Here is a 17,014-nt window from a genome sequence, read left to right as displayed (position 1 = left end):
AAAGACAGCTCATCTGAGCCGTCCTTTCATTATACATTGATGGCGAGTTGTTCATCTTTAACATGGATGTTCACTTCTTTAATTTCCGGATAATCCAGATAATAATCAGTGATCATATCACGGACATTCTGTTCAACGACACGACGTAATGGTCTTGCACCGAGTTTTTCGTCGTAGCCCTGTTCGATGAGCCACTTTTTCGCTTCATCTGTGATGTTCATCGTGATTTCTTTTTTATCAAGCGTACGCTGAACATCTGCTAACATCAGTTCAACAATCTCCTGTAAGTCCTCTTTACTTAAGTGTCTGAATTCAACAATCGAATTGAAGCGGTTAAGAAATTCCGGACGGAAGAAGTGCTTGAGATCGTCAAAAATGTTCTCTCTGTCCGCTTCCTGACCATCACCGAAACCTGCATTAGACGTTGCGATGATAATCGTATTCTTGAAGTTGACGATGTTCCCTTGACCATCTGTCAGTTTACCGTCATCCAGTACTTGCAGCAGTAATGTCAGAATCTGTGGATTGGCTTTCTCGATTTCATCAAAGAGAATAACTGAGTAAGGATTACGTCTGACTTGTTCAGTGAGTGTGTTGGAGTTATCGTCATAACCGACATAACCCGCTGTAGTACCGATCATTTTAGAGACGGCTGTCTGATCCATGTATTCACTCATATCAAGTCTGATGAGTGAGTCTTTGTTGCCAAACAAGTCAACGGCCAGCTGTTTTGCCAGTTCCGTTTTACCGACACCTGTCGGACCGACGAATAAGAAGCTACCGATTGGACGGTTGCCTTCATCGAAACCTGCACGGTTACGTCTGATGGCACGGGATACAGCTTTCACGGCATCAGCCTGACCGATGATTTTTTCTTCTAAGCGTGACTGGATGTTTTTCAGCCGTTCCAGATCATCTGAATCCATTTTAGAGACCGGAATACCTGTTAAGCGTTCCACTGTTGCAGCGACTTCGTCCACTGTCACTGTGTTTTTGTTGTCATCATGTGCTGCTGATATTTTGTTGTTCAGTTCTTTGATTTGAGCCTGAATATTGCCTGCTTTTTCATATTCCTCATTCTGTACCGCTTTGTCTTTTTCTGCAGTTAATGCAGCGATTTCTTTTTCAGCTTCCACTTTATCCACTGCTGTATGCGCAGCAGAGACGTGAGCTGCTGTGATATCCATTAAGTCAATCGCTTTATCCGGTAAAGTACGCTGCGGAATGTACTGGATAGATAAATCAATTGCCGCTTTGAGTGCTTCGTCCGGAATTTCCACATTGTGGTGCTGCTCGTAATTATCGCGGATGCCCTTTAAGATCTCAAACGCATCTTCTTTAGATGGCTCGTTGACCACGACCTCGTTAAATCGACGTGATAATGCTGCATCCTTTAAGATCGTATTACGATATTCATCCTGAGTCGTTGCACCGATGACAGAAATTTCACCACGGCTGAGCGCAGGTTTAATGATATCTGACAGACCTTTACTGCCTGAGTCACCACCAGTAGAACCAGCACCGATAATCTGATGGATTTCATCTAAGAAAAGAACGATATTTCCCTGTGATTTCACTTCATCCAGTAATTTCTGAACGTTCTCTTCAAATGCACCGCGGTACTGTGTACCGGCTTCCAGTGCTGAGATATCAAGTGAATAGATTTCTTTATCTTTAATTGAAGCAGGCACATTGCCTTTCACAATCTCCTGAGCGAGACCTTCAACAATGGCAGTCTTACCGACCCCTGCCTCGCCGACTAAGATTGGATTGTTTTTAATACGACGGCTTAACACTTCCGCTGTATCCTGAATTTCTTTATCACGGCCGATCACTGGATCAAGCTGACCGTGACGTGCTTCTTCAGTTAAGTTGCGACCCAGTTTACCTAAAATACCATCAGTTGCTAATTGTTTACCTTGTACAGGTGCTTGCTGCTGATCTTCTTTAAATTGATAGCCTTGCTGTTTAAGTGCTGCTAATTGTTCAGCTGTGACTTCATGTCCATTTATATAGTAACGTTTGTTCGTGTAGTGACTTGAATTTAATTCGTTAAACATAGAGTCAAAAATTGCGTCAAAATTGCTGTTGAAAAATGAGTTATTCATCAATTTATTCCTCCTAATATTCAGTTGTATTGTTACGATCAAAAGTAACTTAATACCTTTGATATATTTATTATATAACCAAGGTCAAAAAAGGTCAAACATTTTACTGACCTTTTTTGACTATTATTTTGACATAAAAAATAGCCTCCTCAAAAGGAGACTTAGGCTATTTCTGATAGACATGCAGAAATCTCTCCAGACGGTTGCAGCCTTCTACAATCTCTTCCATCGTGCTCGCGAATGACAGTCGAATGTAGCCTTCCCCGTATGCAGTGAAAGCAGCACCAGGCACGACAGCTACTTGTTCTGCTTCCAGCAGGTCTGTCGCAAACTGAAATGAATCTGTGTTATAGGCAGAGATATTAGGCAGGATGTAAAATGCACCAGTTGGAAGTTCTACCGGCAGTCCCATTTGTCTGAGTCTGTCATATAGATAGTCCCGTCTCTCGATATAAGCATGATTCATATCACTGATCAACTGTCTGCTGTCTGGATGCGTCAAAGCTGCGAGCGCGCCGTATTGTGATGGCGTGGCAGCACAGATTGTGTTATAGAGATGGACTTTCGTCACCTCATCAATCGCCGCTTCAGGTGCCAGCACATAGCCGATTCGTGCGCCTGTAATCGCATGTGACTTCGACAAGCCGTTAATATAGAAGAGCTGATCGCGTACTTCTGCATACTCAATGAAGGAATGGTGCTGTCCTTCATAAACATTCTCTGAATAAATCTCATCCGTAATGATGAAGATATCCTTATCTTTCAGCAACTGCACGAGTTCCTGGATAGCTTCTGTACTCAGCGTCGTCCCGGTTGGATTGGTCGGATAATTGAAGAGAATGGCTTTCGTCTGTGGCGTCATTGCTGCAGCTATTCGTTCTGCTGTCGGAACGAAGTTTGTCTCTGTCGTATCTACAAAGACAGTCCTGGCACCCAGCAGATGGATGATAGGTTCATAACCCGCATATGCCGGTGCCGGAATAATGACTTCATCTCCTGCATTCAGAATCGTTCTAAATATACTGTCGATCGCTTCTGAGCCACCGTTCGTCACCAGTACTTCTGTCTCAGGATTATAATTCACATTAAATCGTGCAGCTGTATAATCAGTGATGGCCGTACGGAGTTCTATCAGTCCTTTGTTATGCGTATAGCGTAACTGACCCCTGTCTATTGCATCTGTCATCGCCTGTCTGATGAAGTCCGGCGCATCAAATCCGGATTGGCCAAGTGTCAGGTTGATACCATTACTGTATGTACTCACTTTATTGGCAAACTGTCTTGTGCCCGGTACTTGCAGCGCAGTCACACGTTCATTAAATTGAGGTGTCATCCTCTCTCCTCCTTAGATGATGTCATTCTGGATGAGCTGTGCAAGCGTCTGACGTTTGATGACAGGACGTACTTGCTCCTCAGTCACAAAGACAACAGCGGGCTTCAGCATCTGGTTGTAGTTCGAGCTCATGCTGTAGTGATAAGCGCCAGTTGACAGGACAGCCAGTAAGTCACCACGCTGAATGCTCGCCGGCAGTTCAATATCACGGCGGATGATATCACCTGACTCACAGAGTTTGCCGGCGATGGTCATCATCTTGTCATGCGGTTCCTCACGGTTGACGAGACGCACTTCATATTTCGCATCATAAAGGGCCGTACGGATATGGTCACTCATGCCGCCATCGATGGAGACATAATAATTCGTATCCTTAATTTCTTTAATAGTGCCGACTTCATAAAGTGTGATACCTGCTTCACCGACGATTGATCGTCCGGGTTCAAGAGATAGCTCCGGCACCGGATAATCATGCGTCTGACACGCTGATTTAATGGCATCTGTAATCGTCTTGATCCCTTCTTCAATCGGGTAGCTGACATCATCATCTGTATATTTGATACTGAAGCCGCCACCGATATTCAGCACCTGAATATGGATATTATTCTCATTCAGCCACTGAATCACCAGCTTCACTGTCTCAACTGTGCCTGTCGATTCAAATATCTGCGACCCGATATGAAAATGCACCCCCATAAAGTCGATATGGTCTGCCGCTTCTATTCGGCGGACGCCTTCTAAGGCCAGTCCTTTCTTGATGCTGAGGCCGAACTTGCTGTCTTCCTGTCCTGTCTGAATAAACTCATGCGTATGCGCTTCAACACCTGGATTGATGCGGAGCACTGCTTTAACCTGTCTTGTCGCTAAACGGTCGATACGTGCAATCTCGTCCAGACTGTCGATAACGAAGTATTCCACACCTGACTCAATGGCATAGAGGATTTCGCTGTCCGTCTTATTATTACCGTGGAAATGAATACGATCCGGTGCTACATTGGACTGTAGCGCTGTATAGAGCTCACCTTCACTGACGACATCAAGTCCCATATGTTCTTCTGCCATCAAGTTAAAAAGCTGTACACTTGAGAATGCTTTGGACGCATAAGAAATCGTATAGTTCAGTCCTGATGCTTTAAGTGCCTGCTGAAACCTGTGGCATTGCTTGCGAATCATCGTCTCATCATAGACAAAGAGTGGCGTACCATATTCCCTCGCGATATCAGTCAGCTTATGGCCGTGCATCGTCAGTTCATGATCTGTATATTGTAATGTCATCTAAATAATCTCCTTTTTTAATGAATGATGATTCAAAGCACTCAGCTGTTCAGAATTGGCGCCGACCCCTTTGAATGTATGTTCGTCGATACGGATATCATTGCTGTATAGAATCACCGTATCGCCCTGTTTAACACTGTCATCCACTTCAACAAAGAGATGACTCATCATCAGTGCACGGATCGGAAAACGTCTGCCGTTGATCAGACAGTCGTGCTGACTCCGCGTGCGAAGTATGCCATCACCGTAACCCATATCAATGACTGCAATCTTTACGTCATGATCCGCTGTATAAGCGAAACTGTAGCCGGCAGATTCTCCTGCTTTAAGCTCACGTATCTGAATGACGTGCGCGCTGACGGTCAAAGCCTGAGTTGTGACAGATTCGTCCAGACTTGAATAAGGTCTGCTGCCGTAAAGGATAATACCGAGTCTTGCATGCGTATGCTGATGAAAGTGTCCATCTCTGACAAAACTTGCACTGTTCTGAGCATGCACAAAGTCAAACTGATAATCCTCGAGCATCTCTTCAAGGCCGGTCAGCCACGCTAACTTTTCAGCATCGTAATCCGGCACATCAAATTCATCCGCATAACCGAAATGTGTCCAGATGCCGGTAATCTTCATCTGTTTCCCTTCTGGCAGTGCCGTATTCAGTCTGATGACTTCCTTCATCTCATCGAATGTCCTGAAGCCTGAACGATGCAGCAGGTTCTCAAACTCCAGGTGGACCTTCATACCCGCGAGTTCTTCCTGATGAGCCAGGTAGAAATCAAGCGATGGCAGGGTCATATGAATATTATGTTCTTTCAGAACATCGAATTCCATGGACGGATTCATCAGAAAGACTGTCGAGCGAGGCGCCAGTTCAAGCACGCGTATGGCCTCGTGTAAGACCGTTGTACTGAATGTATCGATACCGGCTGAAAGAAATGCCTCTACTGCAAAGTCCAGCCCATAGTGATAGGCATTATTCTTCACGACTGCCATCACCGGCTGACCATGCGTCACATGCTGAATATTGTCTTTGAATACCTGTGTATCCAGTGTCCATGTCGCTGTCATCGTGCCACCTCAAATCTCGTTAAGATCGCACTGAATAAATCAACGCCGCCTGCCATCATCTGTTCATCAAAGTTAAAGGTGGATGTATGGAGACCTGTAACATAATTCTGCTCCTCGTTCCGGCAGCCGAGAAACGCAAAAGCAGTCGATGCAACCTGGCTGTAGAAGGCGAAGTCCTCGCCGAATAAATAAGGTTCACTCTTCTCTATCCATGTCAAATGAGTATCCGTGCTTGCCGCCTGCATCAATGCATAGGCATCCGCATCATTAATTGTAGCAGGATAGCCTTCTGAGAACTTCACTTCCACTGCTGAACCCGTCACTGTCGCAGCGGCTTCAGCAATCCTTGTCATCTGTTCTTTGATAACGGACAGGTCATCTGCATGATAAGTCCGGATGGTCCCCTCCAGATAGCCGTTCGATGGCACCGTATTGATGGCTTCACCGGCATGGAAACGGCCGATATGAATGATATTCTGTCTGAGTCCTGGCAGGTGGTAGTGTTGCAGCTGAGACAACTGGTTCAATATAAATGTGAGCGCCTCTCCTGCTGAATGGCCCTGCTCTTTATTCGCGACATGCGCTGACAATCCTTTAATGAAGAAACGATATTCAGTCGCACTTGCCGTTATGGGACCCGGTTTTGATAGAATCGTATTTTCCGGGTTATCCGGCATCATATGGAGTCCGAAAATATAGGCCGGCTGTCGGCTGAAGGTATAGGATTTCAGCAGCTGATTTGCGCCTGCTTCCGTCTCTTCTGAAGGCTGGAAGATGAAATAGACAGTGACTGACAACTGACCGGCATCGTAAAGTGCCTTGACGCGTCTGGCGAATGCCAGCAGCATCGTCGTATGACCATCATGTCCACAGGCATGCATCACATTATCGACTGCAGAACGATAGTCAACATTGTTCTCCTCGTGAATCGGCAGCGCATCGATATCAGCACGGAACGCAATCGCACGGTCTGACGTCCCTTCAAGATAAGCGACAACACCTGTCGCAAGCGGCGTATCATAAGGGACACCGATCTCGTCCAGTTCCCGCTTGATAAATGCGGATGTCTCAAACTCCTGCATGCTGAGTTCCGGATGCTGATGCAGCCAGCGTCTTGTCTCTTTCAGATATTCATATTCCATAACCTTCACCTCTTAGTTAGTCATTCAGCTTTCTTAAAGCCTGCACGATCTCAATTTTGGAGCTTGCCACTTCGTGTGCCTGCTTGATGACGCGCGCCGGCATCCCTGCAACGACTGCACCAGCCGGTACATCTTCCGTCACGATTGCGCCCGCTGCCACCACAGCGCCTCTACCGATACGTACCCCTTCTAATACAACTGCATTCGCTCCGATCAGCACATCATCTTCAACGACAACGGGATCAGCACTTGGTGGTTCAATCACACCGGCAAGGACCGCACCGGCTCCGACGTGGACATTCTTACCTGTCATTGCACGTCCGCCGAGTGTCGCATTCATATCAATCATCGTGCCCGCACCGACAACAGCACCGATATTGATCGTTGCGCCCATCATGACAACAGCTCCATCATGAATCTCTGCATGCTCACGGATGAAGGCACCCGGTTCAATACGCGCATTGATCTTCGTCTGATCGATGAGAGGAATTGCTGAGTTACGGCGGTCATACTCGACTTCGACATCAGTAAGGACTGACTGATGTTCGTTATAGAAGGCTTGCCAGTCTTTCAGATCACCGAAAATTGTTTTAGATGATTCACTGCCGAATACTTTTAATGCTGGTGGAAAAATAAGGCTGCTGAAGTCCCCATTGACGTATACTTTAACGGGTGTTTTCTTTTCACTGTCACTGATATACTGGATAATTTCCTGTGCTGATTGTAATGTCATATTGATCTCCCCTTTTTATAAGTTATCGAATGTATAGTAGCCTGGTTTTTTAGTGACCAGCTGTTCTGCAACGTCGATGCTGCCGCTAGCAAATATATCCTTACTCTGAGCACGATGGATGATCTGAATCGTCTCATCATGTCCGGCAAACAACACTTCGTGTTCACCGACAATTGTGCCGCCGCGTACAACGTTGATGCCGATTTCCTCATCTGTTCGAGAATTCTCTTTAGCGGTCCGGTCGTATACCGGATATGACTGTTCTCGCTGTTCCTTGATGGCATCATACAGTTTGATGAGCGTGCCGCTCGGTGCATCGACTTTCTTACGATGATGCTTTTCTGTCAGCTCGATATCGAAGTTCTGGAGGAGCGGTACACTATATTTGATGATCTCAGTCAGAATATGCACACCGTAACTCATATTCGCACTGAAGAAGACAGGTTTTACTGTACTGGCCGCTTCCAGTTCACTCATGATTTCCTCTTTGCGTCCTGTAGTCGCCGTGACCAGCGGAATAGCATGTTCTTTACTGATGACAGGGAGCGATAAATCCGGATGTGAAAAGTCGATGATGACATCTGCCACAGGCCAGTTATCCTCTACTTTGACTGAAGGATAAGGATACGTTTTATCCGACTGTGAGATAATACCCGTGATCTCGTGGCCGCGTTCTTCAGCGATACGGGCAACACGCGCGTTCATCGCACCGTAGCCGACTAATAATATCTTCATGATGATTCACCTCTATAAGCTTTGTAGGCTTCATGAATCACTTTGCTGTCCGCTTCTTCCAGCGGTACAAGCGGCAGTCTCACTTCACCGTCTGCAAACCCGAGTTCAGTGACCAGCGCCTTGATCGGCATGGGATTGACATCGACAGCCAGTGCATCAATCAGCGGTCTGACTTTATCGAATAAGCGCTGCGCTTCCTCCGGATTCGTTGCATATGCCTCGTAGATCGTCTGGAATTCAGCGGGCACTGCATTGGCCACGACTGAGATGACCCCATCGCCGCCGCGCTCATAGAACGGAATAATGGAATCATCGTTGCCACTATAGATAGCGAATCCCTCTGGTACTAAGCTTTTCACCTGTTCAAGATAACGCATATCGCCTGTTGCGTCTTTCAGTGCGACGATATAATCATTCTCAGCAAGCGTCTTAACTGTACCCGGCTCAATGGTCAGGTTCGTACGGGACGGGACATTGTAGAGAACGACCGGGAGCTCCACTGCATCTGCAATCGCTGTAAAGTGAGCAATCAGCCCACGCTGGTTCGTCTTGTTGTAATAAGGTGTAATCAGCATAATAGCATCAGCACCTGCTTCTTTGACTTTAAGCGAATGTTCAATTGATAGCGCTGTATTATTTGTCCCTGTACCGACAATAATCGGTACTCGTCCGTCAGAAATTTTTACAGCACATTCCACGAGCTTCAGTTTTTCGTCTTCATTCAATGTCGAACCTTCACCTGTTGTGCCGTTGACGAAGATGGACTGCATACCGTTATTGATCAGAAAATCAACATGACGCTCAAACGTTCCATAATCCACTGCCCCGTCTTTAAAGGGTGTCGTGATTGCTACTGCTGTTCCCGTGAATAATGTCATGATACTTCCCCTCTCTCTTTAAGAAGTGCTTCAAGAATCTGAACAGCGTTTAAAGCTGCCCCTTTCAGCAGGTTATCTGCTGTACACCAGATATGAAATGTATTATCGAGCGATTCATCCTCACGAATACGACCGACAAAGACCTCATCTCGTCCCGTCGCATTGATGGCTAACGGGTACTCATTGTTCTGCACGTCATCGATCAGGACGACACCTTGCTGCTGACTTAATGCCTCTCTCACTTGTTCAGCTGTTGCAGGTCTTGCCAGCGTCACATTGATGGCCACACTATGGCTGTCTTCGACCGGCACACGGACACATGTCGCGGTGACACGCAGGTCAGGCAGATTCAGGATTTTTTTCGTTTCATCAATCATCTTCACTTCTTCTTTTGTGTAGCCGTCTTCCTGGAAGACATCGATATGCGGCAGCACATTGTTATGAATCGGATGTGGATAATTCGTTGGTGCTTCACCTTTAGCGCCTTCTCTTAAATCATTCAGTCCTGCAAGACCTGATCCTGACACTGCCTGGTAAGTCGTATAAGCGACACGTGTCAGACCGAATGTTTCAGCGAGCGGTTTGAGTGGTACGACGGACTGAATGGTCGAACAGTTCGGATTGGCGATAATCGTACGGTCGAGCTTCGGTTTATTCACTTCCGGTACAACCAGATCGATATCTTCCTGCATACGGAACGCACTGGAGTTATCAATGACCACTGCTCCGGCCGCTTCGAATATCGGCGAGAACTTGAGTGACGTGCTGCCACCTGCACTCATGAGTACATAATCATAATGCTCAGCCGCACGCGCTTCTGTCAGTTCCTGCACTTCGTAATCCCGCCCCTTGAATGTGATGGCCTGTCCTGCTGATTTTTTTGATGAGAATAATGTCAGCTCATCAAAAGGAATGTTTCTGCGTTCTACAACTTCCATCATTTTTGTTCCGACTAAACCCGTTGCCCCTGCAATCGCTAATTTCATTGATTCTTCCTCCTTAAATTTGTGAGCTATAATTCAAAGACTGCACATAATTTTCCGACTGCCTCTCGCCCGTTCTTCTGGTCGACCACGTATGAGATGCTGATTTCTGAAGTCGTGACCTGATAGAACGGGATATCGTTAGTCAGCAGTGTCATAAACACCTTACTTGCAACCCCCGACATATCACGCATACCGGAACCGATCACCGAAACTTTCACGTAATCCTCGTGAATGATGAAGTTCATCGATGGATACTCCTCCTGCAGCACGGAGAAGATTTTGTTGATCTGGTTTGCGTCGGTATCCTTCATCGTAAATGAAATCTGCAGGCCTTCCATATTGACGATCTGCGAGATCATATCGATATTGACTTCTTCTTTCTCCAGCAGCTCGAACAGCTTTTTCAGTAAGTTGCTGTCGTTCATCGGATAGCTCACGGTGACATAATCCATATCTTTGTCGAGCGCTACACCGGTGACTGCTTTTTTCTCCAGTATGTCTTCCTGTGCCATAATCCATGTCCCCTTCTCTTCTGATAATGTCTGCCCCAAGTAAATCGGGATATGATAATTCTTTGCGATTTCCACACTTCTTGTCTCAAGCACACCTGCACCAAGTGCACTCATCTCCATCATTTCCTCATAGCTGACATAATCCAGACGCTTCGCCGGATAAATACGAGGATCTGTGCCGTAGACGCCGGCGACATCGGTATAGATTTCACATGAAACATCAAGTGCTGAAGCAATTGCGACAGCAGTCGTATCACTGCCGCCTCGACCGAGTGTCGTAATCTCTCCCAGCTCATTCATGCCCTGAAAACCTGCCACAACGACAATATCGCAGCTGTCAAATGTCTGCTCAAATTTCTGTTCATCTATATTGAGTATCTTACTTTTCAAATGATGCCCTTTCGTCCGGATACCTGCCTGAAACCCAGTCATCGCCTGGGTCCGGACACCGAGTTCTTTCAGGATGATTGACAGATAGGAAATCGTCTGCTGTTCTCCAGTTGTCAGAAGTAACGCTAAATCCTGTTCATTCGGCCTTGCAGTCAGCAGTTCCACATTCTTCAGCAGTTCATCAGTTGTCTTCCCCATGGCCGATACAACCACGACCAGCTGTTCATCCTGTTCCGTCCGCTTCTTCAAATAGCTCGCAATATTTCTGAGCTTCGTAAAGTCAGCGACAGATGTTCCACCAAATTTAATCACACTTCGCTTTGTCACACAAAATCCTCCTCAGGCATCCGGAAAACAAAAAAACAAGTTCATCGCTGGAATGAACTTGTTTTATCTATTTACAAGTGATGCACTCCATTATTTTTAAAATAATGACAGACCATGAGCTGTTAACTCGATAATCCAACATAGCCATCCCTGCAAGAATCACTATATTTCGGCATCTCACCCTTTCAGTAAAGTATTTGCAGATTCCAGACTTTACTTACTGATGATCGATGCGCCTCATCTCTTTCTATTTAATTGTTGTTTTTTATTATACATAACCTTTGACAGAATGTACAGAAAATTGTCAATAGTTTAATGGATTAAAGGGAAGTAGTCGTGAAATTAGTCTTATCTTTATTAAGAAAATGATAAATATCTTTATACTGGTCATCTAAGAAGTGGGTCCATTTGAACCAGTCTCCTTCGTAGTAAATACCCAGCGTCTCTTTAAATATGCCTTTTGATAGTTGAACCTTCTCAATTCTGCTGATTTCAAACGTTTCGGTCATACCTTCCAGATTACCTACTGCTTCAGATTCAAAGATCAGTCGCTCTTTTTTAGAATCCAGTGTGAGAACACCCGGCATCGCTACAAATCGAAACTGGAAAGTTTTAAGTGAACAACGTGTCTGCATTTTTCCACACCCTCTTTCTATATTATTCCATACAATTATAACAGATATTGTATTCCAGCCGTTCATTAAAAAAAGTCAGATCCAGCGGGATCTGACTTTTAATATTACCAGCTCGATTTTTTTACGCCTGGTATCTGGCCTTTGTGTGCAAGTTCTCTGAATGCGATACGTGATAATTTAAATTTACGGTAGACACCTCTAGGTCTGCCCGTCACTTCGCATCGTCTTGTCAGTCGTGTAGGTGAAGAATCTCGTGGTAGCTTCGCCAGTTCCGCATAGTTGCCTTCGCGTTTTAACTGCTCACGTTTCGCTCTGTACTGTTCCACTAACTGCTGTCTCTTTTTTTCTTTTGCGATCTTAGATTTTTTTGCCATGCTGACTCCTTTTTTAAATCGTAATAATTACGTTTTATAACTATAACATGATTAGTAATGTGATGCAAATTAAAAAGCAGCCCCGTTAGGACTGCTTCAAATTCAGACTTTGAGTCTCTCCATATAGCATTGGATCAGACGATAAGGGTGGCAGCGGATGCTCTGTCCAGCTCCAGCTGTATGGTCAATACTACGCTCAGTATATGGGTCACTTCAGCAGTCGGCTCCTGAATATCTATCTCGAACGTATGGGTCCAGCTCAGCATCTTCCTGGAGATGCGGGCAATGATCCGGTCCATTGAGTCCTTGATTGTATAGTCATAGGAGAAGAACGATCCTTCCACTATCCAGTCCTCCCCTTCCACCAGAAAGACAGGAGTGAAAGACAGGGCCTTCTTACGGACGGACAATACATGCTCTTTGTCCATGAATACTTCCATCGTTGTATTGAAAGCGGATGCCTGCTGCTTCAGGAAAGCCAGTTCATGATGATTAAGACTATCCATCAGACTGATTCTGCGTCGTCCGAAAATATCCGGTTTTCCTTTGGCGATGTATACCACTTCGCCATTCTCATCAAAAATATTGAAGTTCTGATTCCATGAAAAAGCCTGCTGTTTTGCATAAAGCTTCATAATAGCCTCCTAAATGATTCTATCATCCAAATCTATATAATAGATAAAATATAATCGCAAGCACGGTACAGATAATGCATGAACCGATGCGGACATCACTCGGTATTAATATTGAGAGTACCAGATATATCAGTGCGATGACTATCATTGTAATTGATAGCAACAGGTTAGCTTTCATTTATCTGCTCCTTTTCCCATACTTTGATTCTATTATAAAGACTTCCTGAACTTTAGACTATCTAATGATACGTAAATATAAAAACCGACTGGGTTCAGATGCTGAAAGTTATGCACATTATGCTAGAATATAAGTGTTCAGAAGGGAGAACGACATGAAGAAAACAGTGACGATTATCGGAGCAGGACTCAGCGGATTGGTGGCTGCTACTGAGTTATTAAAAGCAGGACATCAAGTGGTGATGCTGGATCAGGAACCGAAACAGGCCATGGGTGGCCAGGCATTCTGGTCATTCGGCGGATTATTTTTAGTGAATTCCGGACTGCAGCGCAAATTCAGGGTGAAGGATTCCTATGAACTGGCACTCAATGACTGGCTAGGCACAGCGCGCTTTGACCGGCTGGAAGATGAAGATGTCTGGGCGAAGAAATGGGCGGAGGCTTATATCCATTTCGCCTGCTTTGAGAAGGAGAAGTATCTGAAATCGATGGGGATTAAGTTTGCACCTGTCCTCGGCTGGGCCGAACGCGGAGGTTCAAATGCAGAAGGTCACGGCAACTCAGTGCCACGGTTCCATATCACATGGGGCACAGGACCAGGTTTGATAGAACCGTTCGTCAGTTACTGCCTGGCTCATCAGGACTTTAGATTTTTACCCCGTCACCAGGTTACTGATATCACGATTGACCATCATCAAATCAAAGCGATAATCGGCAACATCCTGGAACCAAGTGATGTTGAACGGGGTGCGCCGTCATCCCGCACGGTCATTGATACATTCAATATGGATGTCGAGACACTCATCATCACGACAGGCGGAATCGGCGCGAACCATGAGCTCATCAAACAGAACTGGCCCGGCCGTCTAGGAAAGGCACCTGAACATATGATCCAAGGCGTCCCCGATTCAACAGACGGCAGGATGCTGAAGGTCAGTGAAGACGCCGGTGTGCGACTCGTCAATAAAGACCGCATGTGGCATTACACTGAAGGTATCAGGAATCATACACCGATCTGGAATAATCATGGCATTCGTATTATTCCGGGACCCTCATCGCTGTGGTTCGATGCAGAAGGCAACAGATTCACTGCACCTGACTATCCTGGATTTGATACGCTCCATACACTGGAATCCATTTGTAAGACTGGCTACGATTACTCGTGGTTTGTTCTGACTGAAGACATCATGAAGAAAGAATTTGTCCTGTCCGGTTCAGAACAGAACCCTGACCTGACTGGCAAAGACTATAAACAGATTCTCAAAGAACGCCTGTCCTCTCATGCTACCGGCCCCGTCGAGAAATTCCGGACAGATGGTGCAGATTTTGTCGAAGCGGATAATCTTGAAGAGCTGATCAGTAAGATGAACCAGTTAGCAGGTGATGATCTGCTGGACTATGAAAAGATTAAAAAACAGGTCGAACTACGTGACTTACAGGTCGACAATCCCTTCAGCAAAGATCCACAGATCACCTTCATCAACGGCGCAAGACATTTTCTTGGTGATAAACTGATACGAACTGCTAAACCCCATAAGTTTCTGGACGGCCGTAAACTCATCGCAGTCAAACTGCATATCATCAGCCGTAAGACACTCGGTGGCATACAGACTGACCTGAACAGCCAGGTATTCAGTAAAGATGAACAGCTGATCGAAGGACTCTATGCGGCAGGAGAAGTCGCAGGATTCGGCGGCGGCGGTGTTCACGGGTACGGTGCCCTTGAAGGCACATTCCTCGGCGGCTGCATCTTCAGCGGACTGCGGGCGGCCAGAGGGATATGCGGCAAGTAAAGTGTCACGAAAACGACTGAAAGCACGACCCTTTCACCTTAAAAATAGCTGAACCATAAATCGCACTTTACATCAAAAGTGCGACACTTCACAGAGAGAAGACTGCTGGTAAGATAATCAGCAGTCTTTGTTGTTCCTTACGTTTAAATTTTTACCTTCATATTTAAACAACTTATCTTCAACAAACTCATAACAAGCTGCAGGTATCAGTTCAAAGTCAGGATGAATTTTATTTTGCAGAAAACTTCTTAACAGAACCTGATCGTTAAACTCAGTCAATTCCAACTCACGCCATTGATGATAGAAAGCTAACTGAAAGGCATCATCTAAATAAGGCAGACAGTGCATGTAGACTTCTGCAGCAGCACTATGCAGAAGACCTTCATCTTTCACAATTGCATAGCGCGACAAAGCATCCGCAATGCGTCTTTCCTCGATATCATACTCGAAAAAGTAACCGACAATCGCTTCAATATCCCGAGCAACGATTAACTGCCGCAGTTCAGCCGGCAGCTGTTCAAGTAATATATCCTCACTTATCATAAACAAGCGCCTTGCTATTCAGTTTATCAATCAGCACTAATACAGCTGGCGCTATCAGATCACTATGTTCTAAATCAAAGTATCGGATACCCGTGATCTCATTGTGCCGGACCGCTTCTTCCAGTGATCCTTCATAAGTAAAGCATTCCAGGGAGACAGTCGCATCCTGAGGATAGGCCGGACCTTCAACACGACCTAGATAATGAACCTGTTTCTTATCCAGCTCTACATTTAACTCTTCATGAACTTCACGAATCGCTGTATCAATGGGCTCCTCACCTGCTTCAATCTTACCACCAGGTAAATAATATTTCTCGAGTTCTCTTACTTTTACAAGTAGTAATTTGCTATCTTCTATATAAACAAGCGCCGCGCAATTAATATCTGCCATCAGAATCCATCCCTTCACTTCAATTATATCTAACCCATAAAAAAACCGAAGTCTGATCAGACTTCGGTGCACTATGCCTCCACCCAGAATCGAACTGAGGATTCATCATTACCATTGATACGTTATGCCACTTAACTATGGAGGCGCGACTATATACTAGTCTAAATATAATCACTTAAAATTTCAACCCTATTTTTCACTAGAGTTCTTAAAATAAGGATGAACATTGATCAATACGACAATCAGCAGTGTCATAACTATAAAAATGATATTCAATAATCCTTCTGATACCTTCATATTTTCCATCACATATATATAACCGCTTGCCAGTAATGCCACTACGCCTACCGCCTGTGTAATGCGCTTTTCATTATAGCGTTTTTTCTTTTCTTCTGACATCGTGTTATAACCTGCCACGAGAAAACTGCCCTTTCCCGTCAGCATCACGATGCCGAGAATCAAGAACAGTATAACCAGTACATTCATATCTCCTTCTCCTTATATTTTGTCATCAGTTCATATGGAATATGACAGTAATGATCAGGATATTTATCCAGATGATCCTGATGTTCCTCAGCGCTTGGCACATAATTAATCAGCGGCTTCACTTCAACGGCTATACGGTCTCGGTCTGTTCTCGCTGCTATATATTTTTCTGCTTCATGTAGATGCTGTTCATCGTTACTGTAGATGCCTGTACGGTATTTCTTACCTATGTCATTGCCTTGCCGATTCACACTATACGGATTAATAATCATAAACAGATGATCGATTAAATCCTGTACATTTAGCTTTTCTGGATCAAATGTCGTTTTTACACATTCAGCATAGCCATCATAATTGCCATCTAGCGTATGGCTTAGACCATTTGCACGTCCTGCTTCTGTTTTAATCACTCCTGGAATTGTTTTGATAAATGCCTGTACACCCCATAAACAGCCACCTGCTAGATAAATGATCTCCACCGCTTCACCCCTCTCCT

At 45.1% G+C, this 17,014-nt stretch carries 18 protein-coding genes, 1 tRNA gene and 1 riboswitch; of the genes, 1 reads left to right on the top strand and 18 read right to left on the bottom strand.

Annotated elements, in window-relative coordinates:
- Nucleotides 1-29: 29 nt before the first annotated feature.
- From ERX40_RS07775 to ERX40_RS07715, 13 genes are all read right to left on the bottom strand, one after another.
- A complete protein-coding gene (locus tag ERX40_RS07775) occupies nt 30-2,108 on the bottom strand; it encodes an ATP-dependent Clp protease ATP-binding subunit (protein ID WP_133417933.1) in 2,079 nt (692 codons plus the stop codon).
- 166 nt (nt 2,109-2,274) lie between these two features.
- Nucleotides 2,275-3,441: an aminotransferase class I/II-fold pyridoxal phosphate-dependent enzyme gene (locus tag ERX40_RS07770; protein ID WP_133417932.1), complete on the bottom strand. Its 1,167-nt coding sequence runs from the start codon at nt 3,439-3,441 to the stop codon at nt 2,275-2,277.
- 12 nt (nt 3,442-3,453) lie between these two features.
- Nucleotides 3,454-4,716, bottom strand: a complete 1,263-nt coding sequence (lysA, locus tag ERX40_RS07765) for a diaminopimelate decarboxylase (RefSeq protein ID WP_133417931.1) — start codon at nt 4,714-4,716, stop codon at nt 3,454-3,456.
- Nucleotides 4,717-5,781 carry an alanine racemase gene (gene alr / locus ERX40_RS07760; protein WP_133417930.1) on the bottom strand — a complete coding sequence of 355 codons (1,065 nt, stop codon included), beginning with the start codon at nt 5,779-5,781 and terminating at the stop codon, nt 4,717-4,719.
- Nucleotides 5,778-6,923, bottom strand: coding sequence for a M20 metallopeptidase family protein (locus tag ERX40_RS07755; RefSeq protein ID WP_133417929.1), 1,146 nt, complete (start codon nt 6,921-6,923; stop codon nt 5,778-5,780). Before ERX40_RS07755 ends, alr begins: the two co-directional genes overlap by 4 nt.
- A gap of 16 nt (nt 6,924-6,939) precedes the next feature.
- Entirely contained in the window at nt 6,940-7,656 is a 717-nt protein-coding gene (dapD, locus tag ERX40_RS07750) for a 2,3,4,5-tetrahydropyridine-2,6-dicarboxylate N-acetyltransferase (protein WP_133417928.1), read from the bottom strand.
- Nucleotides 7,657-7,671: 15 nt separating this feature from the next.
- Nucleotides 7,672-8,391, bottom strand: coding sequence for a 4-hydroxy-tetrahydrodipicolinate reductase (gene dapB / locus ERX40_RS07745; RefSeq protein ID WP_133417927.1), 720 nt, complete (start codon nt 8,389-8,391; stop codon nt 7,672-7,674).
- Nucleotides 8,388-9,269: a 4-hydroxy-tetrahydrodipicolinate synthase gene (gene dapA, locus ERX40_RS07740; protein ID WP_133417926.1), complete on the bottom strand. Its 882-nt coding sequence runs from the start codon at nt 9,267-9,269 to the stop codon at nt 8,388-8,390. The genes dapB and dapA overlap by 4 nt, the downstream gene beginning before the upstream one ends.
- Nucleotides 9,266-10,255: an aspartate-semialdehyde dehydrogenase gene (locus tag ERX40_RS07735; RefSeq protein ID WP_133417925.1), complete on the bottom strand. Its 990-nt coding sequence runs from the start codon at nt 10,253-10,255 to the stop codon at nt 9,266-9,268. The genes dapA and ERX40_RS07735 overlap by 4 nt, the downstream gene beginning before the upstream one ends.
- 26 nt (nt 10,256-10,281) lie before the next feature.
- Nucleotides 10,282-11,484, bottom strand: coding sequence for an aspartate kinase (locus ERX40_RS07730; RefSeq protein WP_133417924.1), 1,203 nt, complete (start codon nt 11,482-11,484; stop codon nt 10,282-10,284).
- 72 nt (nt 11,485-11,556) lie between these two features.
- Nucleotides 11,557-11,733, bottom strand: a riboswitch (Lysine riboswitch).
- A 71-nt stretch (nt 11,734-11,804) separates the two neighbouring features.
- The gene (locus ERX40_RS07725) at nt 11,805-12,119 is read right to left on the bottom strand and encodes a hypothetical protein (protein WP_133417923.1); all 315 of its coding nucleotides are present in this window, start codon (nt 12,117-12,119) and stop codon (nt 11,805-11,807) included.
- Nucleotides 12,120-12,223: 104 nt separating this feature from the next.
- Nucleotides 12,224-12,493, bottom strand: a complete 270-nt coding sequence (rpsN, locus tag ERX40_RS07720; RefSeq protein ID WP_133417922.1) for a 30S ribosomal protein S14 — start codon at nt 12,491-12,493, stop codon at nt 12,224-12,226.
- A 134-nt stretch (nt 12,494-12,627) separates the two neighbouring features.
- The gene (locus tag ERX40_RS07715) at nt 12,628-13,128 is read right to left on the bottom strand and encodes an LURP-one-related/scramblase family protein (RefSeq protein ID WP_133417921.1); all 501 of its coding nucleotides are present in this window, start codon (nt 13,126-13,128) and stop codon (nt 12,628-12,630) included.
- A gap of 332 nt (nt 13,129-13,460) precedes the next feature.
- Between ERX40_RS07715 and ERX40_RS07710 the strand changes: the two genes are divergently transcribed.
- On the top strand, nt 13,461-15,098 hold the full coding sequence (locus ERX40_RS07710; protein WP_133417920.1) for an FAD-binding dehydrogenase: 1,638 nt from the start codon (nt 13,461-13,463) through the stop codon (nt 15,096-15,098).
- A 117-nt stretch (nt 15,099-15,215) separates the two neighbouring features.
- On the opposite strand, the gene ERX40_RS07705 is transcribed toward ERX40_RS07710, so the two are convergent.
- The 5 genes from ERX40_RS07705 to ERX40_RS07685 form a co-directional block, all read right to left on the bottom strand.
- Complete coding sequence (locus tag ERX40_RS07705; protein WP_133417919.1) at nt 15,216-15,641, bottom strand: hypothetical protein; 426 nt, start codon at nt 15,639-15,641, stop codon at nt 15,216-15,218.
- A complete protein-coding gene (locus ERX40_RS07700) occupies nt 15,631-16,032 on the bottom strand; it encodes an NUDIX hydrolase (RefSeq protein WP_133417918.1) in 402 nt (133 codons plus the stop codon). The genes ERX40_RS07705 and ERX40_RS07700 overlap by 11 nt, the downstream gene beginning before the upstream one ends.
- A gap of 74 nt (nt 16,033-16,106) precedes the next feature.
- A tRNA-Thr gene (locus ERX40_RS07695) sits at nt 16,107-16,177 on the bottom strand.
- A 44-nt stretch (nt 16,178-16,221) separates the two neighbouring features.
- Entirely contained in the window at nt 16,222-16,518 is a 297-nt protein-coding gene (locus ERX40_RS07690; RefSeq protein WP_133417917.1) for a DUF3784 domain-containing protein, read from the bottom strand.
- Nucleotides 16,515-16,997 carry a peptide-methionine (S)-S-oxide reductase gene (locus ERX40_RS07685; RefSeq protein WP_133417916.1) on the bottom strand — a complete coding sequence of 161 codons (483 nt, stop codon included), beginning with the start codon at nt 16,995-16,997 and terminating at the stop codon, nt 16,515-16,517. The genes ERX40_RS07690 and ERX40_RS07685 overlap by 4 nt, the downstream gene beginning before the upstream one ends.
- Nucleotides 16,998-17,014: the final 17 nt, after the last annotated feature.

Origin of the sequence: Macrococcus carouselicus, from assembly GCF_004359515.1 — a bacterium.
Taxonomy (GTDB): domain Bacteria; phylum Bacillota; class Bacilli; order Staphylococcales; family Staphylococcaceae; genus Macrococcus; species Macrococcus carouselicus.
The sequence above is the reverse complement of the archived record's forward strand: the minus strand, read 5'-3'. Positions and strand labels throughout refer to the sequence as shown.